At 63.5% G+C, this 24,705-nt stretch carries 19 protein-coding genes; 16 read left to right on the top strand and 3 right to left on the bottom strand.

The genetic code is table 11. The features are described from left to right. Nucleotide 1 precedes the first annotated feature (1 nt). Genes IB241_RS24435 through IB241_RS24420 form a run of 4 tightly spaced genes read left to right on the top strand, consistent with a single transcriptional unit; the run spans nt 2 to nt 3,548 of the window. The gene (locus tag IB241_RS24435) at nt 2-1,267 is read left to right on the top strand and encodes a nitrous oxide reductase family maturation protein NosD (protein WP_226457829.1); all 1,266 of its coding nucleotides are present in this window, start codon (nt 2-4) and stop codon (nt 1,265-1,267) included. Further along, entirely contained in the window at nt 1,267-2,175 is a 909-nt protein-coding gene (locus tag IB241_RS24430) for an ABC transporter ATP-binding protein (RefSeq protein WP_192300802.1), read from the top strand. Before IB241_RS24435 ends, IB241_RS24430 begins: the two co-directional genes overlap by 1 nt. Next, complete coding sequence (locus tag IB241_RS24425; RefSeq protein WP_192300742.1) at nt 2,172-3,002, top strand: ABC transporter permease; 831 nt, start codon at nt 2,172-2,174, stop codon at nt 3,000-3,002. Before IB241_RS24430 ends, IB241_RS24425 begins: the two co-directional genes overlap by 4 nt. 30 nt (nt 3,003-3,032) lie before the next feature. Beyond that, nucleotides 3,033-3,548, top strand: coding sequence for a nitrous oxide reductase accessory protein NosL (locus tag IB241_RS24420; RefSeq protein ID WP_192300741.1), 516 nt, complete (start codon nt 3,033-3,035; stop codon nt 3,546-3,548). 1 nt (nt 3,549) lies between these two features. On the opposite strand, the gene IB241_RS24415 is transcribed toward IB241_RS24420, so the two are convergent. From IB241_RS24415 to IB241_RS24405, 3 genes are all read right to left on the bottom strand, one after another. Then, entirely contained in the window at nt 3,550-4,230 is a 681-nt protein-coding gene (locus IB241_RS24415) for a Crp/Fnr family transcriptional regulator (RefSeq protein WP_192300740.1), read from the bottom strand. A 1,169-nt stretch (nt 4,231-5,399) separates the two neighbouring features. After that, nucleotides 5,400-6,047 carry a two-component system response regulator NarL gene (gene narL, locus IB241_RS24410; protein ID WP_192300739.1) on the bottom strand — a complete coding sequence of 216 codons (648 nt, stop codon included), beginning with the start codon at nt 6,045-6,047 and terminating at the stop codon, nt 5,400-5,402. Next, nucleotides 6,044-7,846, bottom strand: a complete 1,803-nt coding sequence (locus IB241_RS24405; RefSeq protein WP_192300738.1) for a HAMP domain-containing protein — start codon at nt 7,844-7,846, stop codon at nt 6,044-6,046. Before IB241_RS24405 ends, narL begins: the two co-directional genes overlap by 4 nt. A 310-nt stretch (nt 7,847-8,156) precedes the next feature. On the opposite strand from IB241_RS24405, the gene IB241_RS24400 reads away from it, so the two are divergent. The 12 genes from IB241_RS24400 to IB241_RS24345 all read left to right on the top strand — a co-directional run bounded on the left by IB241_RS24400 (nt 8,157) and on the right by IB241_RS24345 (nt 24,660). Continuing rightward, a complete protein-coding gene (locus IB241_RS24400; protein WP_192300737.1) occupies nt 8,157-9,407 on the top strand; it encodes an MFS transporter in 1,251 nt (416 codons plus the stop codon). A gap of 2 nt (nt 9,408-9,409) precedes the next feature. Further along, on the top strand, nt 9,410-10,807 hold the full coding sequence (locus IB241_RS24395; protein WP_192300736.1) for a NarK family nitrate/nitrite MFS transporter: 1,398 nt from the start codon (nt 9,410-9,412) through the stop codon (nt 10,805-10,807). Between the two features lie 57 nt (nt 10,808-10,864). After that, nucleotides 10,865-14,638, top strand: coding sequence for a nitrate reductase subunit alpha (locus IB241_RS24390; protein WP_192300735.1), 3,774 nt, complete (start codon nt 10,865-10,867; stop codon nt 14,636-14,638). A 1-nt stretch (nt 14,639) separates the two neighbouring features. Continuing rightward, the gene (gene narH, locus IB241_RS24385; protein ID WP_192300734.1) at nt 14,640-16,178 is read left to right on the top strand and encodes a nitrate reductase subunit beta; all 1,539 of its coding nucleotides are present in this window, start codon (nt 14,640-14,642) and stop codon (nt 16,176-16,178) included. Nucleotides 16,179-16,181: 3 nt separating this feature from the next. Further along, nucleotides 16,182-16,937 carry a nitrate reductase molybdenum cofactor assembly chaperone gene (narJ, locus tag IB241_RS24380; protein WP_192300733.1) on the top strand — a complete coding sequence of 252 codons (756 nt, stop codon included), beginning with the start codon at nt 16,182-16,184 and terminating at the stop codon, nt 16,935-16,937. After that, entirely contained in the window at nt 16,930-17,610 is a 681-nt protein-coding gene (gene narI / locus IB241_RS24375; RefSeq protein ID WP_192300732.1) for a respiratory nitrate reductase subunit gamma, read from the top strand. The genes narJ and narI overlap by 8 nt, the downstream gene beginning before the upstream one ends. A gap of 10 nt (nt 17,611-17,620) precedes the next feature. Beyond that, nucleotides 17,621-18,511, top strand: a complete 891-nt coding sequence (locus IB241_RS24370) for a peptidylprolyl isomerase (protein WP_192300731.1) — start codon at nt 17,621-17,623, stop codon at nt 18,509-18,511. Between the two features lies 1 nt (nt 18,512). Next, on the top strand, nt 18,513-19,499 hold the full coding sequence (moaA, locus tag IB241_RS24365) for a GTP 3',8-cyclase MoaA (RefSeq protein ID WP_192300730.1): 987 nt from the start codon (nt 18,513-18,515) through the stop codon (nt 19,497-19,499). Nucleotides 19,500-20,099: 600 nt separating this feature from the next. Continuing rightward, the gene (locus IB241_RS24360) at nt 20,100-22,094 is read left to right on the top strand and encodes a ribonucleoside triphosphate reductase (RefSeq protein WP_192300729.1); all 1,995 of its coding nucleotides are present in this window, start codon (nt 20,100-20,102) and stop codon (nt 22,092-22,094) included. Nucleotides 22,095-22,122: 28 nt separating this feature from the next. Next, a complete protein-coding gene (gene nrdD / locus IB241_RS27720) occupies nt 22,123-22,278 on the top strand; it encodes an anaerobic ribonucleoside-triphosphate reductase (protein WP_192300728.1) in 156 nt (51 codons plus the stop codon). Continuing rightward, a complete protein-coding gene (locus tag IB241_RS24350; RefSeq protein WP_192300727.1) occupies nt 22,275-22,970 on the top strand; it encodes an anaerobic ribonucleoside-triphosphate reductase activating protein in 696 nt (231 codons plus the stop codon). The genes nrdD and IB241_RS24350 overlap by 4 nt, the downstream gene beginning before the upstream one ends. 70 nt (nt 22,971-23,040) lie before the next feature. Then, nucleotides 23,041-24,660: a methyl-accepting chemotaxis protein gene (locus IB241_RS24345; protein WP_192300726.1), complete on the top strand. Its 1,620-nt coding sequence runs from the start codon at nt 23,041-23,043 to the stop codon at nt 24,658-24,660. The last annotated feature ends 45 nt before the right edge of the window (nt 24,661-24,705 follow it).

Here is a 24,705-nt window from a genome sequence, read left to right as displayed (position 1 = left end):
CGTGGCTCGATCACTTCTCGTCTTGCTGGCGCTGGGATTGTTTTCGGCCCAGGCGGCCGCCGCTGTGCGGCCACTCACCGATTTGCCGCTGCAACCCGACGGCGAACAGCACTGGCGCCTGCCCGCCGGCGAATACCGTGGCTCGTTCAGCATCGACCAGCCGATGCAACTCACCTGCGCCCCCGACGCCATCTTCCAGGCCGAAGGACAGGGCAACGGCCTGATCATCAGCGCCCCAGACGTCAGCGTGCAGGGCTGCACTTTCCTCGACTGGGGCCGCGACCTCACCGCGATGAACGCCGCGGTCTTCATCCAGCCCCAGGCCCAGCGCACACAACTGCGCGGCAACTACCTGCAAGGTCCAGGCTTTGGCATCTGGGTCGACGGCACCGCCGACGTGAGCCTGATCGACAACCGCATCCAGGGCGACCCGCTGCTGCGTTCCCAGGACCGAGGCAACGGCATCCACTTGTACGCGGTGCACGGTGCTCGGGTCATTGGCAACCAGGTGCGCGAGGCCCGCGACGGTATTTACATCGACACCTCCAACGGCAACCTGCTGCAAGGCAACACCCTCGAAGACCTGCGTTATGGCATCCACTACATGTTCGCCAACGACAACCAGGTACTTGGCAATACCACCCGCCGCACCCGCACCGGCTATGCGCTGATGCAAAGCCGCAAGCTCACGGTGATCGGCAACCGCTCCGAGCAGGACCAGAACTACGGGATCCTGATGAACTACATCACCTATTCCACCTTACAGGACAACCTCGTCAGCGACGTGCGCGACGGTTCCACCGGCGACAGCATGATCACCGGCGGCGAAGGCAAGGCGCTGTTTATCTACAACTCGCTGTTCAACCGCATCGAACACAACCGCTTCGAGCGCAGCGCCGTGGGCATTCACCTCACGGCTGGCTCGGAAGACAACCGCATCGCCGGCAACGCCTTTATCGGCAACCGCCGCCAGGTCAAATACGTGGCCACACGCTTGCAGGAGTGGTCGGCCGACGGCCGTGGCAATTTCTGGAGCGACTACCTGGGCTGGGACCGCAACGGCGATGGCCTCGGCGATGTGGTCTACGAGCCCAACGACAACGTCGACCGCCTGCTGTGGTTGTACCCCCAGGTGCGCCTGTTGATGAACAGTCCTGGCATCGAGCTGCTGCGTTGGGTGCAACGTGCGTTTCCGGTGATGAAGTCGCCCGGGGTGATGGACAGCCACCCCTTGATGCAAGCCCCCAACCACAAGGAACCTGCATGATGAACGTCGTCGAGATCGAAGGCGTCACCCAGCGTTATGGGCGCACGACGGTGCTGCACGATTTGAACCTGAGCCTGGCTCCCGGCGAAGTGCTGGGCCTGTTCGGGCATAACGGTGCGGGCAAGACCACGGCGATGAAACTGGTGCTGGGCTTATTGCAGCCCGGCGCGGGGCAGGTGCGGGTCTTCGGCCGTGCGCCGAGCGATCCCCGGGTGCGGCGCATGCTCGGCTATCTGCCGGAAAACGTGACCTTCTATGCGCAGTTGAGCGGCCTCGAAACCTTGCGTCATTTCGCGCGGCTCAAGGGCGCGCCGCTGCATCAGGTCGACCGCCTGCTGCACGACGTCGGTCTGGGCGCAGCGGCCGAGCGGCGGGTCAAGACCTATTCCAAAGGCATGCGCCAGCGCCTTGGGCTGGCCCAGGCGCTGCTGGGTGAACCCCGCCTGTTGCTGCTCGACGAACCCACCGTCGGCCTTGATCCGGTCGCCACCCAGGACCTGTACGGTTTGCTCGACCGCCTGCGCGAGGGCGGTACCAGCATCATCCTGTGTTCCCACGTGTTGCCGGGCGTGGAGGCGCATATCAACCGCGCCGCGATCCTCACCCAAGGCCGTCTGCTCGCACTGGGCAGTCTCGCGCAACTGCGTGCCGAGGCCGGGTTGCCGACGCTGATCCGCAGCCGTGGTCTGCAACGCCCGGACATGTTGCAACAGCGCTGGAGCGCCGCCGGGCATGTCACCCAGACCTGGGGCCCAGGCGGCCTGCAAGTGGCGGCGCACGCGAACGACAAGATGGACCTGCTGCGCCAGTTGCTGGTGCTGGACAGCCCCAGCGACGTGGAGCTTTTGCCGCCGTCCCTGGAGGACATCTATCGCCACTACCTCAACAGCGGGGAGGTCGCCTTATGAACGCAGTCTGGAACCTGGCCCGCAAAGAGTTTGGCGACGGCCTGCGCAACCGCTGGTTGTTGGCGATCAGCCTGTTGTTCGCAGTATTGGCCATCGGTATCGCCTGGCTTGGCGCGGCCGCCGCCGGGCAATTGGGCTTCACGTCGATCCCGGCGACCATCGCCAGCCTGGCCAGCCTGGCGACTTTCCTGATGCCGCTGATCGCGTTGTTGCTGGCCTACGACGCCATTGTCGGCGAAGACGAAAGCGGCACCTTGTTGCTGCTGCTCACTTACCCGCTGGGACGCGGGCAGATCCTGTTGGGCAAGTTTGTCGGGCATGGGCTGATCCTGGCCCTGGCCACCGTGATCGGCTTTGGTTGCGCGATGTTCGCCATTGCGCTGTTGGTGGATGACGTTGAACTGGGCCTGCTGCTCTGGGCGTTCGGCCGCTTCATGCTGACCTCGACATTGCTGGGCTGGGGTTTTCTCGGCCTGGCCTACGCGCTGAGCAGCCTCTGCGCAGAAAAATCCACCGCCGCCGGCCTGGCGCTGGGCGTGTGGTTCTTCTTTGTGCTGGTGTTCGACCTCGGTTTGCTCGCCTTGCTGGTGCTGAGCAAAGGTCAATTCAACCCTCAGGGCTTGCCGTGGTTGCTGCTGTTCAACCCCACCGATGTATATCGGCTGATCAACCTCGCGGGCTTCGACACGGGGACTGCAGCGGTCGGGGTCATGGCCCTGGGCAGCGACCTCGATGTGCCGGCGCCAGTGTTATGGGCATGCCTGCTGGCGTGGGTCGGCATACCCCTGGCGCTGGCCTATGGCTTGTTCAAACGGCGCGTGGCCTGAAGAATTCTTATGACTGCTGGAGTCACGTTTATGGGTGTAAAAACACGGGTAATGGTGGCGCTGTTGGCCGGCCTTTTGCTGGCGGCGTGCGACAAGGCGCCAGAGTCGAGCTTCACCGATGCGCCGGTAGCGTTTCATCCCAATGATGAGTGTCATGTGTGCGGCATGGTCATCAGCGAATTCCCCGGGCCCAAGGGCCAGGTGGTGGAGCGCGACGGGGTGAAGAAGTTCTGCTCCACCGCCGAAATGCTCGGCTGGTGGTTGCAGCCGGAAAACCATCACGACACGGCCAAGCTGTATGTGCATGACATGGGGCGCAGCCATTGGGATGCACCGGACGACACGCAGCTGATCGATGCGCGCACGGCGTTTTATGTGATCGGCACCGGGCTCAAGGGCGCGATGGGGGTGGTGCTGGCGTCGTTCGCCGATGAGGCCAAGGCGCAAAAGGTCGCGGCGGATACGGGTGGGCGCGTGCTGCGGTTTGCCGAAATTGACCTGGCGCTGTTGCAGCAACCGGCAGGCATGGCCCACAGCGGGCACTGAGTCAGCCTGCCTGGTAGCCCATCAGCTGTTCTTCGCACAGGATCCGGATGGTGCGCCGCTGCACCTCGATCAAGCCACTTTCGACCAGCCGGTGCAGGATTCTTGAAAAGGTCTCCGGCTGGATCCCCAGCTTCGACGCCACCAGGCGCTTGGGCACTTGCAGCACCACCTCGCCGCTGACGGCATTGCGCTCCTGGAACAGGAAATTGATCACTCGGCGACTGGCGTTGGCCAGGGTCAGGGTGTCGATGTCTTGCAAGCGCTGGTGCAGGTGGATGCTCATGCTGCCGAGGATCGCCAGGCAGATCTGCGGCTGGTCCTCCAGGGCTCGGCGGTAGTGCTGGCCTTCGATACTGACCAACACGCTGTCTTTAAGCGCCGTGGCGCTGACCGGGTAGGCCTTGGCTTGGGTGAACAGCAGCGCCTCGGCAAAGGTCTGGCCGGGTTGGATGACTTCCACCAGGTGCTCCTGGCCTTCGCCCGTGACGCGGTGCAGCTTGATCTGGCCGCTGACCAGCAGGAAGAAACGCTCGGCGGGGTCGCCCTGATGCACGAGCGGCGCGTGGCCGGGCAGGCGCTTGAGGTTGGCCAGGGTGCAGACGTCCTGGAAGGTTTTTTCCGGCAGCCGGCTGAACAGGTGGTGTCGGCGCAGGGTCAGTACGATTTGGGGGTGGGTGAGCATGGGTTGGGGCCTCCGCGGGTGGTCAGGGTAGGGCGCCTTGGGGGAATGCGGCTATGCCTCTGAAGGAGTACCTCTGGAGCTTGAGTCCATATCCGTTGCTGCGGTCACCCATCACCTCTACCAACAGTGCCGCCGCCTTCGCAGCCTCGCTAAAGCTCGACAGCTCCCACGGGGATTGGCGGTGTGAGAGGGATCTCCAGCCAAGCACTGACAACCCAGCAACACCAATCACCTGTGGGAGCGGGCTTGCCCGCGAAAGCGGTGGTTCAGCCAACATCTCCACCAGCAGTGCCACCGCCTTCGCAGCCTCGCTAGGGCTCGACAGCTCCCACAGGGGATTGGCAGTGCCTGGGCGATCTCCAGCCGAGCACTGACAGCCCGCCCACACCGATCACCTGTGGGAGCGGGCTTGCCCGCGAAAGCGGTGGCTCAGCCAACATCTCCACCAGCAGTGCCACCGCCTTCGCAGCCTCGCTAAAGCTCGACAGCTCCCACAGGGGATTGGCGGTGTGAGAGGGATCTCCAGCCGAACACTGACATCCCAGCAACACAGCTCAAATGTGGGAGCGGGCTTGCCCGCGAAAGCGGTGGTTCAGCCAACACCTCTACCAACAGTGCCGCCGCCTTCGCAGCCTCGCTAGGGCTCGACAGCTCCCACAGGGGATTGGCAGCGTCTGGGCTATCTCCAGCCGAGCACTGACAGCCCGCCAACACCGATCACCTGTGGGAGCGGGCTTGCCCGCGAAAGCGGCGGTTCAGCCAACATCTCCACCAGCAGTGCCACCGCCTTCGCAGCCTCGCTAAAGCTCGACAGCTCCCACAGGGGATTGGCAGTGCCTGGGCGATCTCCAGCCAAACACTGACAGACCAGCAACCCCAATCAAATGTGGGAGCGGGCTTGCCCGCGAAAGCGGCGGTTCAGCCAACATCTCCACCAGCAGTGCCACCGCCTTCGCAGCCTCGCTAAAGCTCGACAGCTCCCACAGGGGACTGGCGGTGTGAGAGGGATCTCCAGCCGAACACTGACATCCCAGCAACACAGCTCAAATGTGGGAGCGGGCTTGCCCGCGAAAGCGGTGGTTCAGCCAACATCTCCACCAGCAGTGCCACCGCCTTCGCAGCCTCGCTAAAGCTCGACAGCTCCCACAGGGGATTGGCAGTGCCTGGGTTCACCCCACCTGGCGCAAATGCTCCATCGCCCAAACCGCCGCCTCCACCCGTGACCTCAACCCCAGCTTGTGCAGCAGATTCTTCACATGCACCTTCACCGTCCCCTCGGTAATCCCCAACTTATGTCCGATCACTTTGTTGCTGTAGCCACTGGCAATCGTCCTCAGCACCTGCCGCTCGCGATCAGTCAATTCCACCGCCGCGTGCGGCTGCGGCGAGCGCAGTGCCTGGGCCAGTACGCGGGTCAAGCCGGGGCTGATCACCAGGGCGCCATGCAGGGCGTCGCGGATGAATTCCACCACCAGCTCCGGTTCCATGTCTTTGAGCAGATAGCCATTGGCATCCAGGCGCAGGGCATCGCGGATGTCGTCTTCGGCGTCGGACACGGTAAACAGCAGCACCTTGCCCGCGTAGTCCATGGCGCGCAGGCGGCGCAGGGTTTCCAGGCCGTTCATGTGCGGCATGTTGTTGTCCAGCAGCACCAGGTCCGGTTGCAGGGCGTCGATCTGGTCGAGGGCTTCCTGGCCGTTGCCGGCTTCACCGACGACGTGCAGGTCGTCTTCCAGTTCGAGGATCTGGCGCATGCCGTGGCGCATCATCGGGTGGTCGTCGACCAGCAGGATACGGTGGCGAGTGGACGTGTTCATGGGGCGGTGCCTTGTAGAGAGTGGCCGAGAAATTCCGGCTGGAAACGCAGTTGCACCCGTGTGCCCTGGGGCTCGCGGGGCTGGATGTCGAGGTGGCCGTGCAGGCTGCGGGCGCGTTCGTCCATGATGGTCAGGCCGTGGTGTTCACGGGTGTCGACGGCGCCGCAGAAACCCCGGCCATCGTCTTCGATGCTCAGGCTGACGGTCTCGCCGACCTGGCGCAGTTGCAGCCAGGCGTTCTGCGCATGGGCGTGCCGCAGGCAGTTGGACAGGGCTTCGCGGGTGATCTGCAACATGTGGATCTGTTCGCTGGCTGAAAGCTGGAAGGCCAGCGCGTCCACATGCAGGTGCACCTGGAACTCGCCGCGTCGGGAGAACTCCTCGGCGGTGTCTTGCAGCTCTTGTACCAGCCCGGCGTCGTGGATTTGCAGGCGGAACGTGGTGAGCAATTCGCGCAACTGGCGATAGGCGTTGTTGAGCCCGTCGCGCAGTTCGGCGGTGACGTTGGCCAGGGTCTCGACCGATTCGCCACGGCGGATCAGGGTCTGCATGCGGCTGACTTGCAGCTTCATGTAGGACAGCGCCTGGGCCAGGGAGTCGTGCAGTTCGCGGGCGATGATGGTGCGCTCATCCAGTAGCAACAGGCGGTGGTCCTGCTCGCGCTGGCGCTTGAGGGACAACGAGGTGCCGATCAGGTTGGCCAGGGCCTGGATCAGTTGTTTCTCCCAATCCTGGGGCGCATGGCCGTCGAGGAAGTGTGCCTTGAGTTCGCCGAGTTCGGCGCCCTGGTTGCTGATGCTGAACACCTGCGGCGGCGCGACGTGGTGGCGTTCGCAGGTGGCGCAATCGCCGATCGCGCAGATGTTGCGGCTCTGTTCGCCGTGCAGGGCGAGCATCTGCTGCGCCGGGGCGAGGAAGTGGCCTTGCAGGCACAGCGACAGGCGCAGGCCCGGCAGGCGTTTCTGGAAGCGCCGGATCAGTTCGTCCAGGCCCTCGGCGTTGGCCAGCCGCGTGGCCAGGCTGCGGCTGCTCTGGTACAGCAGTTCGAGGGCGGCGTTGGCTTGTTGCAGGTTGAGGGTCTTGCGCTGCACCTGGCTTTCCAGGGTGCGGTGGGAGGCTTCGATGGTTTCGGCCATGGCGTTGAAGCTCAGGGCCAGTTGGCCGAGTTCGTCTTCGGAGCGGTGGTTGACCCGGGTCTTGTAGTCGCCATCGCGAAAGCGCCGGGTCGCGTGCACCAGCTCTTGCAAGGGCGTGACCACGCCGTACTGCAATTCGTACAAGCCCAGCAGCAGGATGATCAAGGTGCTGAACAGCGCCAGCCCCTGGATCGCCTGTTGCCAGCCTTGCTTGTGCTCGCTCTGTTGCTGCAACAGCGCGACGAAGTGGTTCAGTTGCTCGACAAACGCCGGCGCACGCGCCTGGAACAGCGCCGCATCACCGCCCATCACCGCCGGGCGCAGTTCCTCGTTCCAGCGTTGCTGGATCTGCTGGTAACTCTGCTGCAGTGCGCTGTTGGGGCCGTCTTCGAGCACCGCCTTGAGCGATTGGCTTTCGAGGCGCCGTTGCAGGCTCTGGCTGACCTCGGCGATTTCGTCCGGCCGCGCCCCAGCGGCGAGTTTCCAGCTGAGGTGGTAGGTCTCCATGCGCACTGAGCCGGCGGTGTTGACCGCCGCCGCATCGCCCTGGCTGAACCAGGCGATCAGCCCGGCGCTGAGGGAACTGGCAAGGGCCAGGATCGCAATCAGGATCACCGCCAGCCCGGCCCGGGCGGGCAGGGAGCTGCGCAGCCAGTCAAGCATGACGGCGGATCTGGAGGGGGCGGGAACGGGACATGGGCGCACCTGGAACGGGAAAGGGGGTCGAATGTGGCCTTCCCTGGCGCACTACCTCTAAAGAATTGCCGGCGAACCCTCCCACGGATAAAAGCCGGCACAAGAGAGCAATCCATTGATAAATAAAGGCTTTCTCTTGTTTTGCTGACTACCTCCTTGGAGGTAGACGGGGTCAGCATAGCCCCATACCCACCCGGCCCACGTTGATCTGGGTCAAGTTCTGCGGGGGTGTCGCCCCTAACCTGCGCTCATGGAATCACTTTCTGGAGCGCATACCGTGACTCAACCCCGTATAAGACAAGGCCTGGTGCTGGGCATGAGCACCCTGGCCTTCACCGTCTGCTTTATGGTGTGGATGATGTTCGCCGTGCTCGGCGTGCCCATCAAGGAGCTGCTGCAACTCAACGAAACCCAGTTCGGCCTGCTGGCCGCCACGCCGGTGTTGACCGGTTCCCTGGTGCGCTTGCCGCTGGGGCTGCTCACCGACCGCTTCGGCGGTCGCATCGTGTTCTTCCTGCTGATGCTCGCCTGCGTGCTGCCGCTGTACCTGATCACCTACGCCACCGCCTACTGGCAGTTCCTGGTGCTTGGCCTGTTTGTCGGCCTGGCCGGCGGCTCGTTTTCGGTGGGCATTGCGTACGTCGCCAAGTGGTTCGATAAAGACAACCAGGGCTTTGCCATGGGCGTGTTCGGTGCCGGCAACGCGGGAGCGGCGGTGACCAAGTTTCTCGCCCCGGCGCTGATCGCCCTCGGCACCTGGCACCTGGTGCCCAGGGTGTTCAGTGCAATCCTGTTTATCACCGCACTGTTGTTCTGGTTCCTCACCAGCGAAAACAAGACCCACCGCAGCGCCGGTGGCGCGACCCTGCGCCAGCAGTTGCTGTGCCTGAAAGACCCGGCCGTGTGGCGCTACTGCCAGTACTACTCGATTGTGTTCGGTGGTTACGTCGCGCTGGCGCTGTGGGTGACCAAGTACTACGTGCAGGAATACGGCTTCAGCCTGCAAAGCGCGGCGCTGCTGGCCGCGTGTTTCTCCCTGCCCGGCGGTGTGCTGCGCGCAGTGGGCGGCTGGATGTCTGATCGCTGGGGCGCGCAAAGCGTGACCTGGTGGGTGCTGTGGGTGAGCTGGATCTGCCTGTTCCTGCTCAGCTACCCGCAGACCCAACTGCAAGTGATGACCGTCAATGGCCCCCTGGATTTCCATATCGGCCTCAGCCCCACCTTGTTCACCGTGCTGCTGTTTGTGATGGGCATCGCCTTCGCATTCGGCAAGGCCTCGGTCTTCAAGTACATCGCCAATGACTACCCGCAAAACATGGGCGCGGTGTCCGGCATCGTCGGCCTGGCCGGTGGCCTGGGCGGGTTTGTGCTGCCGATCATGTTTGGCGCCCTGGTGGACCTCACCGGCGTGCGCTCGTCCTGCTTCATGTTGATGTACGGCGTGGTCTGGGTATCCCTGACCTGGATGTACCTCAGCGAAATTCGCCAACAGCCGTTGCTCGGCAAACAAGCGCTCCAAGGAGAATGATCATGTCCATCGCGCAAAAGCCCGAATCGGGCCCGGTGATCCACGACTGGCGCCCCGAAGACCCGGCGTTCTGGGGCGCCAGCGGCAAGAAAACCGCGACCCGCAACCTGTGGATCTCGATCCCCGCGCTGTTGCTGGCGTTTGCGGTGTGGATGGTGTGGAGCACGGTGATCGTGCGCCTCAACGCCATCGGGTTCAGTTTCACCACCGACCAGTTGTTCTGGTTGGCGGCATTGCCGGGCCTGTCCGGTGCCACCTTGCGCGTGTTCTATTCGTTCATGGTGCCGATCTTCGGTGGGCGCCGCTGGACCGCCCTGAGCACCGCGTCCTTGCTGCTGCCGTCGCTGTGGATGGGCTTTGCGGTGCAAGACCCGGGCACGCCCTACAGCGTGTTTGTGCTGATCGCCTTGCTCTGTGGTTTTGGCGGCGGCAACTTCGCCTCCAGCATGTCCAACATCAGTTTTTTCTACCCCAAGGCCCAGCAGGGCACCGCCCTCGGCTTGAATGCTGGCCTGGGTAACCTGGGGGTGTCGGTGATGCAGTTCTGCGTGCCGCTGGTGATCACCTTCGCCGCATTCGGGGCACTCGGCGGCCAGCCGCAGACCCTGGCCGATGGCAGCCAACTATGGTTGCAGAATGCCGGTTTCATCTGGGTGCCGTTTATCCTCACCGTCACCGTGGCGGCGTGGTTCGGCATGAATGACCTGTCCAGCGCCCGTGCCTCGTTCAGTGACCAGGCGGTGATCTTCAAGCGCAAGCACAACTGGCTGATGTGCTGGTTGTACCTGGCGACCTTTGGTTCGTTCATCGGCTTCTCGGCGGCATTCCCGCTGCTGATCAAGACCTCCTTCCCGGACGTGGTCGCCCTCAAGTTCGCCTTTCTCGGCCCGCTGGTGGGCGCGCTGGTACGCCCATTGGGCGGCTGGCTGGCAGACAAGTTGGGCGGGGCGCGGGTGACCCTGTGGAACTTCGTGCTGATGATCGTGATGGTGTTCGGCGTGCTGCACTTCCTGCCGCAGAACGGTGAGGCGGGCAGCTTCTACGGCTTCCTCGGCATGTTCATGCTGCTGTTCATCACCACCGGCATCGGCAACGGCTCCACCTTCCGCATGATCCCGGTGATCTTCCGCACCGTTCACGAGAAGGCCAGCGCCGGCAAACCCGCTGCGGTGCGTGAACAGGCCCTGAAGGATGCCGGCAAGGAGTCTGCTGCGGTGCTGGGGTTCAGCTCGGCCATGGGCGCGTTCGGCGCGTTCTTCATCCCCAAATCCTTCGGCTCGTCCATGGCCGCCACCGGCAGCCCGGCGATGGCCTTCTACATGTTTGTCGGTTTCTACCTGAGCTGCATCGTCGTGACCTGGTGGTGGTACGCCCGCAAAGGCTGCGCCACACCCTGCTGATCGACCACGAATTCGCGGGGCAACGCACCCCACGGCACGCCTGATGAGGAAAGCATCATGAGTCACTTACTGGATCAATTGCGGTTCTTCAACCGCAAGCAAGACGAGTTCTCCAACGGCCACGGCGAGACCCGCAAAGAGTCCCGCGACTGGGAAAACGTCTACCGTTCGCGCTGGCAGTACGACAAGATCGTGCGTTCCACCCACGGGGTGAACTGCACCGGTTCCTGCTCGTGGAAGATCTACGTGAAGAACGGCCTGATCACCTGGGAAACCCAGCAGACCGACTACCCGCGTACCCGCAACGACCTGCCCAACCACGAGCCCCGTGGTTGCCCGCGCGGCGCGAGCTACAGCTGGTACATCTACAGCGCCAACCGCCTCAAGTACCCGAAGATCCGCAAGCCGCTGCTCAAGCTGTGGCGTGAAGCGCGCCTGACCATGGCGCCAGTGGAAGCCTGGGCAAGCATTGTCGAGGACAAGGCCAAGGCCGAGTCGTACAAGAGCAAGCGCGGCATGGGCGGGTTTATCCGCTCCAACTGGGAGGAGGTGAACGAGATCATCGCCGCCTCCAACGTCTACACCATCAAGCAATATGGGCCGGACCGCATCGTCGGGTTCTCGCCGATCCCGGCCATGTCCATGGTCAGCTACGCGGCGGGCTCCCGTTACCTGTCGCTGCTGGGCGGCGTGTGCCTGAGTTTCTACGACTGGTACTGCGACCTGCCGCCCGCCTCGCCGATGGTGTGGGGCGAGCAGACCGACGTGCCGGAGTCGGCCGACTGGTACAACTCCAACTACATCATCGCCTGGGGTTCCAACGTCCCGCAGACCCGTACCCCCGACGCGCATTTCTTCACCGAGGTGCGTTACAAGGGCACCAAGACCGTGGCCATCACCCCCGACTATTCGGAAGTGGCCAAGCTCACCGACCTGTGGCTCAACCCCAAGCAGGGCACCGACGCCGCGTTGGCCCAGGCCTTCAACCATGTGATCTTCAAGGAATTTCACCTGGACCACCCGAGCGCCTATTTCACCGACTACGCCAAGCGCTACACCGACTTGCCGGTGCTGGTGATGCTCAAACCCATGAGCGGCTTCGCCCCCGGCGCAGGTTTCCAGCCGGACCGCTTCCTGCGCGCCTCGGACCTGATCGACAACCTCGGCCAGGACAACAACCCGGAATGGAAAACCATCGCCCTCGACGACAGCGGCGCGCTGGTATCGCCACAAGGCTCTATCGGCTACCGCTGGGGCGAGAAGGGTAAGTGGAACATCCTCGCCAAAGAGGGCGGTGAAGGCCGCGCGATTGACCTGAAACTCAGCCTGATCGGTGGCGACGTCGCCGAAGTGGCCTTCCCGTATTTTGCCGGTGAAGCCCATGAGCACTTCCAGCACGTGGCCGGTGAGGCCGTGCAGTTCCGCCGCGTGCCGGTGCACAGCGTGGTGCTGGCCGATGGCAGCGTGGCCAAGGTTGCCAGTGTGTTCGACCTGTCCGCCGCCAACCTGGCCATCGACCGTGGCCTGGGCGGCAGCAACGTGGCCAGGGACTACGACGACGCCAGCGTGCCCGGCACCCCGGCCTGGCAGGAAGCGATCACCGGCGTCAGCCGCGAGAAGGCGATCCAGATCGCCCGCGAGTTCGCCGACAACGCCGACAAGACCCGTGGACGCTCGATGATCATCGTCGGCGCGGCGATGAACCACTGGTACCACATGGACATGAACTACCGTGGCCTGATCAACATGCTCATGCTCTGCGGGTGCGTCGGTCAGAGCGGTGGCGGCTGGGCGCACTACGTCGGCCAGGAAAAACTGCGCCCGCAATGCGGCTGGCTGCCCCTTGCCTTTGGCCTGGACTGGAACCGTCCGCCACGCCAGATGAACGGCACCAGTTTCTTCTACGGCCACAGCTCGCAGTGGCGCCACGAAAAAATGAACATGCACGACGTGCTCTCGCCCCTGGCAGACAAGGCGCAGTTCCCCACCCACGCCCTGGATTACAACATCCGCGCCGAACGCGCCGGCTGGCTGCCCAGCGCGCCGCAACTCAATACCAACCCACTGCACATCTGCCGTGATGCGGCGGCGGCGGGCATGGCGCCCAAGGACTACGTGGTCAAGGCCTGGCAGGACGGCACCTTGCGCTTCGCCTGCGAACAACCGGACAGCCCGGTGAACTTCCCGCGCAACATGTTCATCTGGCGTTCCAACCTGCTCGGTTCGTCGGGCAAGGGCCACGAGTACATGCTCAAGTACCTGCTGGGCACCAAGAACGGCGTGATGAACGAAGACATCGGTTTTGGCGGCGAGAGCAAGCCCACCGAAGCCGAATGGGTCGACGACGGCGCCATTGGCAAGCTGGATCTGGTGACCACCCTGGACTTCCGCATGTCGTCCACCTGCGTGTATTCCGACATCGTCCTGCCGACCGCCACCTGGTACGAAAAAGACGACATGAACACCTCGGACATGCACCCGTTTATCCACCCCTTGTCGGCGGCGATCGACCCGGCGTGGGAGTCGCGCTCCGACTGGGAAATCTACAAGGGCATCGCCAAGACGTTCTCGGCCATGGCGGTCGGGCACCTGGGTGTCGAGCAGGACCTGGTCACCGTGCCGCTGATGCATGACAGCGTTGGCGAACTGGCCCAGCCATTCGGTGGCACCGACTGGAAAAGCGCCGGTGTGGCGCCCGAGCCCGGCAAGAACGCGCCGAACATGGCGGTGGTGGAGCGTGACTACCCGAACATCTACAAGAAATTCACCTCCCTCGGCCCGCTGCTGGAAAAACTCGGCAACGGCGGCAAGGGCATCAACTGGAATACCGATGACGAGGTCGAGTTCCTTGGTGAGCTGAATCATCACGAAGGCGAGGCGGGCATCAGCCAGGGGCGGCCGAAGATCGACACGGCCATTGATGCGGCCGAGGTCATCCTGTCCCTGGCCCCGGAAACCAATGGTCACGTGGCAGTCAAGGCGTGGGCAGCGCTGTCGGAATTCACCGGCATCGACCACAGCCACCTGGCATTGCCCAAGGCCCACGAGGCGATCCGCTTCCGCGACATCCAGGCGCAGCCGCGCAAGATCATTTCCAGCCCCACCTGGTCGGGCCTGGAAGACGATCACGTGAGCTACAACGCCGGTTACACCAACGTCCATGAAAACATCCCATGGCGCACCATCACCGGCCGCCAGCAGTTCTACCAGGACCACCCGTGGATGCAGGCCTTCGGCGAACAACTGATGAGCTACCGGCCGCCGGTCAACACCCGCACCATCGAAGGGGTGAAGGGCAAGCGCAGCAATGGCGAGCCGGAGATCGTGCTGAACTGGATCACCCCGCACCAGAAGTGGGGCATCCATAGCACCTACAGCGACAACCTGCTGATGCTCACCCTGAGCCGTGGCGGGCCGATTGTGTGGCTCTCGGAGATCGACGCGAAACGCGCCGGCATCGAGGACAACGACTGGATCGAATGCTTCAACGTCAATGGCGCACTGACCGCCCGCGCGGTGGTCAGCCAGCGCGTCAAGGAGGGCATGGTGATGATGTACCACGCCCAGGAACGCATCGTGAACGTGCCGGGCTCGGAAACCACCAAGACCCGTGGCGGCCACCACAACTCGGTGACCCGCGTGGTGCTCAAGCCGACCCACATGATCGGCGGCTATGCCCAGCAGGCCTACGGTTTCAACTATTACGGCACGGTCGGTTGCAACCGCGACGAGTTTGTCGTGGTGCGCAAGATGGCCAAGGTCGACTGGCTCGATGGCTCCCATGGCGATGACCTGCCACGCCCATTGCCGACTGACATCGAGGAGAACTGAGATGAAAATCCGCTCACAAATCGGCATGGTCCTCAACCTGGACAAATGCATCGGCTGCCACACCTGCTCGATCACCTGCAAAAACGTCTGGACCAGCCGCGAAGGCATGGAATACGCGTGGTTCAACAACGTCGAATCCAAGCCCGGCATCGGCTACCCCAAGGAGTGGGAAAACCAGGACAAGTGGAAGGGCGGCTGGCAGCGCAACGCCAATGGCACGATCAACCCGCGCATCGGCGGCAAGTTCCGCGTGCTCGCGAACATCTTCGCCAACCCTGACCTGCCGGGCCTGGACGACTACTACGAGCCGTTCGATTTTGACTACCAGCACCTGCACACTGCACCGCTGGGCGAACACCAACCCACTGCACGCCCACGTTCGGTGGTGTCGGGCAAGCGCATGCAGAAAATCGAGTGGGGCCCGAACTGGGAGGAGATCCTCGGCACCGAATTCGCCAAGCGTCGCAAGGACAAGAACTTCGACCAGATCCAGGCCGACATCTACGGTGAGTACGAAAACACCTTCATGATGTACCTGCCGCGCCTGTGCGAGCACTGCCTCAACCCGGCGTGCGCGGCGTCGTGCCCCAGCGGCGCGATCTACAAGCGCGAAGAAGACGGCATCGTGCTGATCGACCAGGAAAAATGCCGTGGCTGGCGCATGTGCATCAGCGGCTGTCCGTACAAGAAAATCTACTTCAACTGGAAGAGCGGCAAGTCCGAGAAGTGCATCTTCTGCTACCCGCGCATCGAGGCCGGCATGCCGACGGTGTGCGCCGAAACCTGCGTCGGTCGCATTCGCTACCTCGGCGTGTTGCTGTATGACGCCGACCGCATCAGCGAAGTGGCGAGCACCGCCAGCGAGCAGGATCTGTACGAGAAACAGCTGGAAATTTTCCTCGACCCCAACGACCCGGCGGTGATCCGCCAGGCCCTGGCCGATGGCGTGCCACAGTCGGTGATCGACTCGGCGCAGCGCTCGCCGGTGTACAAAATGGCCGTGGACTGGAAACTCGCGCTGCCGCTGCACCCCGAATACCGCACCTTGCCGATGGTCTGGTACGTGCCGCCACTTTCGCCCATCCAGAACGCAGCGGCCGCTGGCACCGTGGGCATGAACGGGGTGATCCCGGATGTCGACAGCCTGCGCATCCCCCTGCGCTACCTGGCCAACATGCTCACGGCGGGCGATGAAAAACCGGTCAAGCGCGCGCTGAAACGCTTGCTGGCGATGCGTGCGTTCAAGCGTTCCCAGCAAGTCGACGGCGTGCAGGATCTGCAAGTGCTCGAAGACGTCGGCCTGACGGTGCCTCAGGTGGAGGAGATGTATCGCTACCTGGCCATCGCCAACTACGAGGACCGGTTTGTGGTGCCGAGTGCGCACCGCGAAGACGCCATGAGCGACGCGTTCGCCGAGCGTTCCGGTTGTGGTTTCAGCTTTGGCAGCGGCTGCAGCGGCAGTTCCGACACCAATATGTTCGGCGCCAAGAAGGCCAACCGCCGCGACGTGTTGAAAACCGTCCAGATCTGGGAGGACTGAGCCATGCGCATTCTTAAAGTGATTTCGCTGCTGCTGGACTATCCCACCGAGCGCCTGGTGAGCGGCCGCGATGAATTGGAGCAGGCGATCATCGAGTCGCGGGAAATCAGCCCCAAGCAACGCGGTGCGCTGTTCGAGCTGCTGGAACTGATCTGCGCCAACGACCTGATGGATGGCCAGGAACACTACGGCGCGCTGTTTGGCCGTGGGCGTTCGTTGTCGCTGCTGTTGTTCGAGCACGTGCATGGCGAGTCCCGCGACCGTGGCCAAGCCATGGTCGACATGATGGCCCAGTACGAGGCCGCCGGGTTTGCCATCGGCGTCAAGGAGCTGCCGGACTACATCCCGCTGTACCTGGAGTTCTTGTCGACCCGCGAAGACATCGAGGCCCGCGAGGGCCTGGCGGATGTGGCGCATCTGTTGGCCTTGCTCGGCGCACGTCTGGAGGAGCGCGAAAGCGCCTATGCCAGTTGCTTTCGCGCGTTGTTGCAGATCGCCGGCGCCGAGCCGCACCAGGCCGTGGCCGAGGTGCGTGCCCAGGTCGCCGCCGAGCCGCGTGACGACTCCCTCGAGGCCCTCGATAAGGTGTGGGAAGAGGAGGCGGTGGACTTTATGCAGGCCGAACAGCAGGACCGTTGCAGTGCGATGCCGAGCGCACCGGGCAAGGCCCGCGAGGAAAGTGCGGTGCCGTTGCACTGGGTGGATTTTCAGCAGCAAGGGCCGGCCGCCGTGCCGGCCGGGGAGGTGGGTAATGTCTAAGTGGAATTTGCTGGTATTCGGGATCTATCCCTATGTCGCCCTGGCGATCTGCCTGTTGGGCAGTTGGGCGCGGTTCGACCTGTCGCAGTACACCTGGAAGGCCGGTTCCAGCCAGATGCTGAGCAACCGTGGCATGCGTGTGGCGAGCAACTTGTTCCATGTCGGCGTGCTGTTTGTGCTGGCCGGGCATTTTGTCGGTTTGCTCACCCCAGCGTCGGTGTATCACCACGTGATCAGTACCGAGCACAAGCAACTGCTGGCGATGGTCTCCGGTGGGTTTTTCGGCCTGTTGTGCCTGGTGGGCCTGTTGATGCTGGTCAAGCGGCGCCTGGGTGATCCACGGGTGCGGGCGACGTCGAGTGCGTCGGACATCCTGATCCTGCTGGTGCTGCTCGCGCAGTTGCTGCTGGGCTTGCTGACCATCGTCGCCTCCACTGGCCATATGGACGGCTCGGTGATGGTGATGCTCGCCGACTGGGCGCAGAACGTGGTGCTGCTGCGGCCGGTGGAAGCGGCGGCGTCGATTGCGCCGGTATCGCTGATCTACAAGGCCCACGTGGCACTGGGCCTGACCTTGTTCGTGCTGTTCCCGTTTACCCGCTTGGTGCACGTGGTCAGCGCACCGATTTGGTACCTGGGACGGCGTTATCAAATCGTACGGCAGAAGGCGTGAGGAGACGGTCATGACAACAGGATGCGGATGTGGCGGGGGTTGTGGGTCGTCGGCGCCAGCGCCGGAACCTCAAGTGGAGGTGGTGCCAGCGGCACCTGAATTGATCGCCAGCAGTGAACAGGAATGGCCGATCATCAGCGTCAACGGTGTGCCCATCGCGCCCGAGGCGATGGCCCTGGAGTTGCAATACCACCCGGCCGAGAGCCGTGAATCGGCGGTGTACCTGGCCGCCCGGGCGTTGGTGATCCGCGAGCTGTTGCAGCAGCGCATTGCCGAACTCGGCCTGGCCATGGACATCGGCCCCGGCGAGAACGAAGAGGAAGCGGCTACGCGTTTGCTGCTGGAGCGTGAAATCAGCGTGCCGCAGTGTGATGAGGCGACCTGCCTGCATTACTTCGAAAGCAATCGCGGGCGCTTCCACAGCGCGCCGTTGCTGGCGGTGCGGCACATCCTGCTCGAATGCGCGCCGGACGATGCCGAAGCGCGGCAGATGGCCCATGTACAGGCCGAAATCCTGCTGCTGAGCCTGACCCAGGAGCCTGGCAGTTTTGCCGAGTTGGCCCTCAAGTACTCGGCGTGCCCGTCCAAGGCTCAGGGTGGTTCGTTGGGCCAGATTAGCAAGGGCCAGACCGTGCCGGAACTGGAGCGGCAACTGTTCACGCTGGCCCCGGGGCTGGCCGACAAACCCCTGGAAAGCCGCTACGGCTGGCACGTGATCAGCATCGACCAGCGCGTCGAAGGCCAGCCGTTGCCCTATGAAGCGGTGGCCGGCGCGATCCGCACCCAGTTGCAGCAGGGCGTGTGGCAGAAGGCGCTGGTGCAGTACCTGCAAACCCTGATTGGTGCGGCGGACATCCGTGGCCTCGCCTTGCAGGGCGCCGACTCGCCGTTGGTGCAGTGATATGAGCCTGGTGGATGGGCTCGGCCGTTCGATTGACTACCTGCGCCTGTCGGTGACCGACCGTTGTGATTTTCGCTGTGTGTACTGCATGGCGAAAACCATGACCTTTCTGCCACGCCAGCAGGTGCTGAGCCTGGAAGAACTGCAACGCCTGGCCGCGCTGTTTGTGGGGCAGGGCGTGCGCAAGATCCGCCTCACCGGCGGTGAGCCGCTGATCCGGCCGGGCATTGTCGAGCTGTGTCGCAACATCGCTGCGCTGCCCGGTTTGCGCGAGCTGGTGATGACCAGCAACGGCTCGCAGCTGGTGCGGTTGGCGCGGCCGTTGGCGGCGGCGGGGGTCAAGCGCATGAATATCAGCCTCGACAGCCTTGATCCCGAGCGGTTTCGCGCGATCACGCGCAACGGTGATTTGCACCAGGTGCTGGGCGGCATCGAGGCGGCCAGCGTGGCGGGGTTCGAGCGGGTCAAGCTCAACTGCGTGGTAATGAAGGGGCGCAACTTCGACGAGGTGCCGGCGTTGGTGCGTTATGCGATCGAGCAGGGCATCGACATCAGCTTTATCGAGGAAATGCCCCTGGGCGATGTGGGCCGTTCGCGGGGCGAGACGTTTTGCCCCAGTGACGAGGTGCGCGCCGTGATCGCCCGGGAATATGAGCTGCTCGACAGCGCCGAGAGCAGCGGCGGCCCGGCGCGCTATGTGCGTCTGGCACGGCATCCGGGCACGCGCATCGGGTTTATCTCGCCGAACTCGCACAACTTTTGCGGCAGCTGCAACCGGGTACGCATGACGGTGGAGGGGCGTTTGTTGTTGTGCCTGGGGCAGGAGGATGCGTTGGATCTGCGTGGGTTGCTCAGGCGCTATCCACTGGACGATCAACCGCTGATCGAGGCGTTGCACAAGGCGTTGCGGGGTAAGCCGTTGCGCCATGATTTCACCGGGGCGGGGGAGGTGCAGGTGGTGCGGTTTATGAATATGAGTGGGGGGTGATTGGCCTTGTGTACATAGCCGTTTTTTCGGTAACGGCCACCGATGGTTCCGCTCTTACAGCGGGTCACTTTCCGGCCAGCGTGTTTGACGGGGCAAGTAAGATCAAAAGCCAGAGCGCGGCGGCCTTAAAGCCGACCGGCGTGGGCGGGGTGAACGGGTTCAAAACTGTGGGAGCGGGCTTGCTCGCGAATGCAGTGGATCAGCCGATGAATGAGTGGACTGACACACCGCATTCGCGAGCAAGCCCGCTCCCACATTTGGATCTCCATGTATTCAGATGGAACTGCGGTTTGCTCTGGCTCTGGCTCTGGCTTTTGATCTTAGGCGGCCCCCCAACTCCATGTTGGATTACGGGCATACCGAGCCTAAGCGAGGCGCCGAGTGTTGGGGCGAAGGCCTTTTGGTTACTTTGGGGCTTTTCCAAAAGTGACCCGCCGTAAGGGCGGAACCAATGGCCGCCGTTACCGAAGCAATGGTTATGGGCACGATCTGAAAAAACTTGACCCCGATCAATGGTCGCCCAAACCAACCTCCGTAACATCACTGCATATTGTGTCAAAAGAATCAAAACCATCTATATGTAGTGTCTGGAGCCTCCCAATGCAAACCGCTCTCACCCCGCTGGCCAGCACCCATCTCTACAAGCGCGACGGCACCCTGGCCCCCTTCGACGCCGAAAAAATCCGCCAAGCCCTGATCGCCGCCGGCAACGCCACCGCTGAGTACCAGGCCGCCGAAGTCGACGTGTTGCTGGGCGCGGTGCTGGCTCGGCTGCGGGGGATCGAACGGCTGGACGTGGAACAAATCCAGGACAGCGTCGAACGTGTATTGATGGACGCCGGTTACTTCCTGTCGATGCGCGCCTACATCGTCTACCGCGAGCAGCACGGCCGCTTGCGCCGCGATCGCAAGACTCTGGTGGAAGTCGCCACGTCGATGAACGAATACCTCGACCGTGAAGACTGGCGCGTGCAGGCGAATGCCAACCAGGGCTATTCCCTCGGTGGGCTGGTGCTGAATGTGGCGGGCAAGGTCACCGCCAATTACTGGCTGGATGAGGTCTACAGTGAGGCGATCGGCCGTGCGCATCGCGAGGCCGACCTGCATATCCATGACTTGGACATGCTCGCCGGTTATTGCGCTGGCTGGTCGCTGCGCTCGTTGTTGCATGAAGGCCTCAACGGCGTGCCGGGCCGGGTCGAGGCGGGGCCGCCGAAGCACTTGAGCAGCGCCCTGGGGCAGATGGTCAACTTCCTCGGCACCCTGCAAAACGAGTGGGCCGGGGCCCAGGCGTTCAGCTCGTTCGATACTTACCTGGCGCCCTATGTGCGCAAGGATCAGTTGAGCTACCCCGAAGTACGCCAGGCGTTGCAAGAGTTCATCTACAACCTCAACGTGCCGTCGCGCTGGGGCACCCAGACGCCATTTACCAACCTGACCTTCGACTGGGTGTGCCCTGAAGACCTGCGCGAGCAAGTTCCGGTGATCGGCGGTGAGGAAATGCCGTTCGCCTATGGCGACCTGCAAGCCGAAATGGAGTTGATCAACCGTGCCTACATCGAAGTGATGCAGGCCGGGGACGCCAAGGGCCGGGTGTTCACCTTCCCGATTCCGACCTACAACATCACCCACGATTTCCCCTGGGACAGCCCCAACGCCGACCGCCTGTTCGAGATGACGGCGCGCTATGGCTTGCCGTATTTCCAGAACTTCCTCAACTCCGACATGCAACCCAATCAGGTGCGCTCGATGTGCTGCCGCCTGCAACTGGATGTGCGCGAATTGCTCAAGCGCGGCGGCGGCCTGTTCGGTTCGGCGGAGCAGACCGGCAGCCTCGGCGTGGTGACGATCAACTGCGCGCGCCTGGGCTATCTGTTCAAGGGCAATACCTCGGGCTTGTTGCAACGCCTGGACAACCTGATGGAACTGGCGATGGAAAGTCTGGAGGTCAAGCGCAAGGTGATCCAGCACCATATGGACGCCGGGCTCTACCCGTACACCAAGCGTTACCTGGGCACGCTGCGCAATCACTTCTCGACCATCGGCCTCAACGGCATGCACGAGATGCTGCGCAATTTCAGCGACGACGAGCAGGGCATGCACACCGCCCAGGGCCGCGAATTCGCGCTCAAGCTGCTTGACCACGTGCGCGCCACCTTGCTGCGGTTCCAGGAAGAAACCGGCCACCTCTACAACCTCGAAGCGACCCCGGCGGAAGGCACCACCTACCGTTTCGCCAAGGAAGACCGCAAGCGCTATCCGCAGATCCTGCAAGCGGGCAGCGCGGTCGCGCCGTACTACACCAACTCCTCGCAATTGCCGGTGGGCTTCACCCAGGACCCGTTCGAAGCCCTGGAGCTGCAAGACGAACTGCAATGCAAATACACCGGCGGCACCGTGTTGCACCTGTACATGGCCGAGCAGATTTCCTCGACCCAGGCCTGCAAGCAGTTGGTGCGCAAGGCGCTGGGGCGTTTCCGCCTGCCGTACCTGACGGTCACGCCGACGTTTTCGATCTGCCCGGTGCACGGCTACCTGGCGGGCGAACATGAGTTCTGCCCCAAGTGCGACGAGGTCCTGGCCGCGGCCCGATAAGCTTTTTTCAACCCCAAGGAGAGTCACTATGCAAGCAACCCAGCCACAACGTCAGCGCTGCGAAGTCTGGACCCGGGTGATGGGTTATCACCGGCCAGTCTCGGCGTTCAACCCCGGCAAGCAATCCGAGCACCAGGAGCGTGTGCACTTTACCGAAACGGCCGCTGCGGCCGGGCGCCAATGAGTCGAGCGCTACGGGTCGGGGGCCTGGTGCCCCTGACCACCCTCGACTACCCCGGCATGCTCGCCTGCGTGCTGTTCTGCCAGGGCTGCGCCTGGCGTTGTCGTTACTGCCACAACCCGGACCTGATCCCGCCGCGCGCCAGCACGGAGATTGATTGGCGCCGGGTGTTGCTGTTTCTGCAGCGCCGCCAGGACCTGCTCGACGCGGTGGTATTCAGCGGCGGCGAACCGACCTTGCAGGAAGGCTTGCCGGCGGCCATGGATGAAGTGCGCGCGCTGGGTTTTCGCATTGGTTTGCACAGCGCGGGGATCAAGCCGGCAGGCTTTGCCAATGCGTTGCGGCATGCCGATTGGGTCGGGTTTGACGTCAAGGCGCTGGCCGAGGACTGCCAGTCGGTGACCCAGGTCAAGGGCAGCGGCGCCGCCAATTGGCGCAGCCTCGACACCTTGCTCGCCAGTGGCGTGGATTACGAGTGCCGCACCACCGTGCATTGGCACTTGATCGATCCCGCACGCCTGCTGCTGCTGGCCCAGCGCTTGCAAGCCGCAGGTGTGCAGCGCTTTGCCGTGCAGATGGTACGGACCGCCAGCATGCTCGATACGCAGCTGCCGAGTTCGCCGCTGCAGGTGCGGTTACCGGAGTTGTGGGGGCGTATCCGCGAGTTGTTTCCCGCTTTTGTATTGCGAGGGTGACCAGCACCCTCAACCGGCTTTTTACAGATGCTGCCCATGGTGGGCAGGTGTTCATCAAGGAATGTTCAGAATGACGCAGTTAACCACGGCACAACGCATTGTCATCGGCTTCGCGATTGCGCCGCTGGCCCTGGTGGGCTTGGTGTTTTACGCCTTGCACGACCTGGCAACCCTCAAACAGCAGTCCGAGCAGATCGTGCAGCAGGACTGGCCGCGGATCGCACCGATCATGGTGATCGCCACGGGTGTGCGCGATAACGGGCGCAACACCCGCGACTTGCTGATCGACCAGGACAACCCGCAGGCCCAGGAGGCCATTGGCGCCACGCGCCAGCGCATCACCCAGGCGTTTGCCACCCTTGAACCGCTGCTCGACAGCGCCGAAGGCAAGGCTGCCTACGCCACCTTGAAAACCCATCGCGAGACTTACGTGGCCGCCTTCACCCAGGTGCAGGCGCTGATCAAGCAGGGCGCTCGCGAGCAGGGCCTGGCCCAGCTCAAGCAACAGGTGATGCCGGCCGAAGCGCAGGTATTCAAGAGCCTGGACGCGCTGATGGCGATGCAGGGGCGGTTGTTCGCCGAGCGCGAGCAGGCGGCGCAGACCCTGTATGACGAGGCGCGGCGCAACATGCTCGGCCTGTTCCTGCTGTGCCTGGCGCTGGTGGTCGCGGCGGCCGTGATCGTCACCCGCAGCGTTATTCGCCCATTGGGCGGCGAGCCGGATGAGGCGGCGCGGGTGTTGAGCCATATTGCCCAGGGCGACCTGACCATCGTCGTGCCGGTGGGCAATAGTGCCGAGGGCAGTGTGATGCGCAACCTGCACCAGATGCAGCAGAACCTTAACCAGATGGTGCGGCACATTGCAGCGTCGGTGGACGGTGTGGCCAGTTCCTCCGAAGAGTTGAGCGCGGTGAGCAGCCAGACCAGCAGCAGCTTGCAGTCCCAGGGCCAGGAGATCGAACAGGCGGCCACGGCGGTCAACGAGATGACGGCAGCGGTGGACGACGTGGCGCGCAATGCGGTGAGCACCAGCGAGGCTTCGCGCCTGTCGGAGCAGACTGCCCAGCGTGGGCGGGCGCAGGTCCAGGAGACCGTGGCGTCGATCAACACCCTGGCCACCGGCGTGGTGGAAACCTCCGAGCGCATCCAGCAACTGGCCGGGCGTGTGCAAGACATCAGCGGCGTGCTCGAAGTGATCCGCAGCATTGCCGACCAGACCAACCTGCTGGCCCTCAACGCCGCCATCGAAGCCGCCCGCGCCGGCGATGCCGGACGTGGCTTTGCGGTGGTGGCCGATGAAGTACGCGCGCTGGCCCATCGCACTCAGGCCTCGACCCAGGAGATCGAGCAGATGATCGGTAACATCCGCGAAGACACTGAACATGCGGTGGCGGCGATGCACAGCAGCAGCGAACGGGTACAGGCGACGCTTGGCGTGGCACAACGCTCGGGCGAGGCGCTGGAGGAAATCACCCGGTCGATCTCGCAGATCAACGAGCGCAACCTGATGATCGCCAGTGCCACCGAGGAACAGGCGTTGGTGGCGCGGGAGGTGGATCGCAATCTGGTGGGTATTCGCAGCTTGTCGCAGCAGGTGCTGCAAGGGGCGTTGCACACCGAGACGGCAGGCCATGACCTGGCGGGGATGGCGAGTGCGCTGCACCAGACGGTGGCGCGCTTCAAGGTCTAGAGTGGGTTTGGAAAAGGTGGGAGGGGGCGTGCCTCCTCCCCGCAT

Source organism: Pseudomonas sp. PDM05 (genome assembly GCF_014851685.1).
Classification (GTDB): domain Bacteria; phylum Pseudomonadota; class Gammaproteobacteria; order Pseudomonadales; family Pseudomonadaceae; genus Aquipseudomonas.
This window is presented reverse-complemented; position numbering and strand designations above follow the sequence as displayed.

What these genes read in the sequence shown, in the direction of transcription:
- IB241_RS24430 (WP_192300802.1), top strand. Translation starts at nt 1,267, where the DNA reads ATGAACGTCGTCGAGATCGAAGGCGTCACCCAGCGTTATGGGCGCACG.
- IB241_RS24425 (WP_192300742.1), top strand. Translation starts at nt 2,172, where the DNA reads ATGAACGCAGTCTGGAACCTGGCCCGCAAAGAGTTTGGCGACGGCCTG.
- IB241_RS24420 (WP_192300741.1), top strand. Translation starts at nt 3,033, where the DNA reads ATGGGTGTAAAAACACGGGTAATGGTGGCGCTGTTGGCCGGCCTTTTG.
- IB241_RS24415 (WP_192300740.1), bottom strand. Translation starts at nt 4,230, where the DNA reads ATGCTCACCCACCCCCAAATCGTACTGACCCTGCGCCGACACCACCTG.
- narL (WP_192300739.1), bottom strand. Translation starts at nt 6,047, where the DNA reads ATGAACACGTCCACTCGCCACCGTATCCTGCTGGTCGACGACCACCCG.
- IB241_RS24405 (WP_192300738.1), bottom strand. Translation starts at nt 7,846, where the DNA reads ATGCTTGACTGGCTGCGCAGCTCCCTGCCCGCCCGGGCCGGGCTGGCG.
- IB241_RS24395 (WP_192300736.1), top strand. Translation starts at nt 9,410, where the DNA reads ATGTCCATCGCGCAAAAGCCCGAATCGGGCCCGGTGATCCACGACTGG.
- IB241_RS24390 (WP_192300735.1), top strand. Translation starts at nt 10,865, where the DNA reads ATGAGTCACTTACTGGATCAATTGCGGTTCTTCAACCGCAAGCAAGAC.
- narH (WP_192300734.1), top strand. Translation starts at nt 14,640, where the DNA reads ATGAAAATCCGCTCACAAATCGGCATGGTCCTCAACCTGGACAAATGC.
- narJ (WP_192300733.1), top strand. Translation starts at nt 16,182, where the DNA reads ATGCGCATTCTTAAAGTGATTTCGCTGCTGCTGGACTATCCCACCGAG.
- narI (WP_192300732.1), top strand. Translation starts at nt 16,930, where the DNA reads ATGTCTAAGTGGAATTTGCTGGTATTCGGGATCTATCCCTATGTCGCC.
- IB241_RS24370 (WP_192300731.1), top strand. Translation starts at nt 17,621, where the DNA reads ATGACAACAGGATGCGGATGTGGCGGGGGTTGTGGGTCGTCGGCGCCA.
- moaA (WP_192300730.1), top strand. Translation starts at nt 18,513, where the DNA reads ATGAGCCTGGTGGATGGGCTCGGCCGTTCGATTGACTACCTGCGCCTG.
- IB241_RS24360 (WP_192300729.1), top strand. Translation starts at nt 20,100, where the DNA reads ATGCAAACCGCTCTCACCCCGCTGGCCAGCACCCATCTCTACAAGCGC.
- nrdD (WP_192300728.1), top strand. Translation starts at nt 22,123, where the DNA reads ATGCAAGCAACCCAGCCACAACGTCAGCGCTGCGAAGTCTGGACCCGG.
- IB241_RS24350 (WP_192300727.1), top strand. Translation starts at nt 22,275, where the DNA reads ATGAGTCGAGCGCTACGGGTCGGGGGCCTGGTGCCCCTGACCACCCTC.
- IB241_RS24345 (WP_192300726.1), top strand. Translation starts at nt 23,041, where the DNA reads ATGACGCAGTTAACCACGGCACAACGCATTGTCATCGGCTTCGCGATT.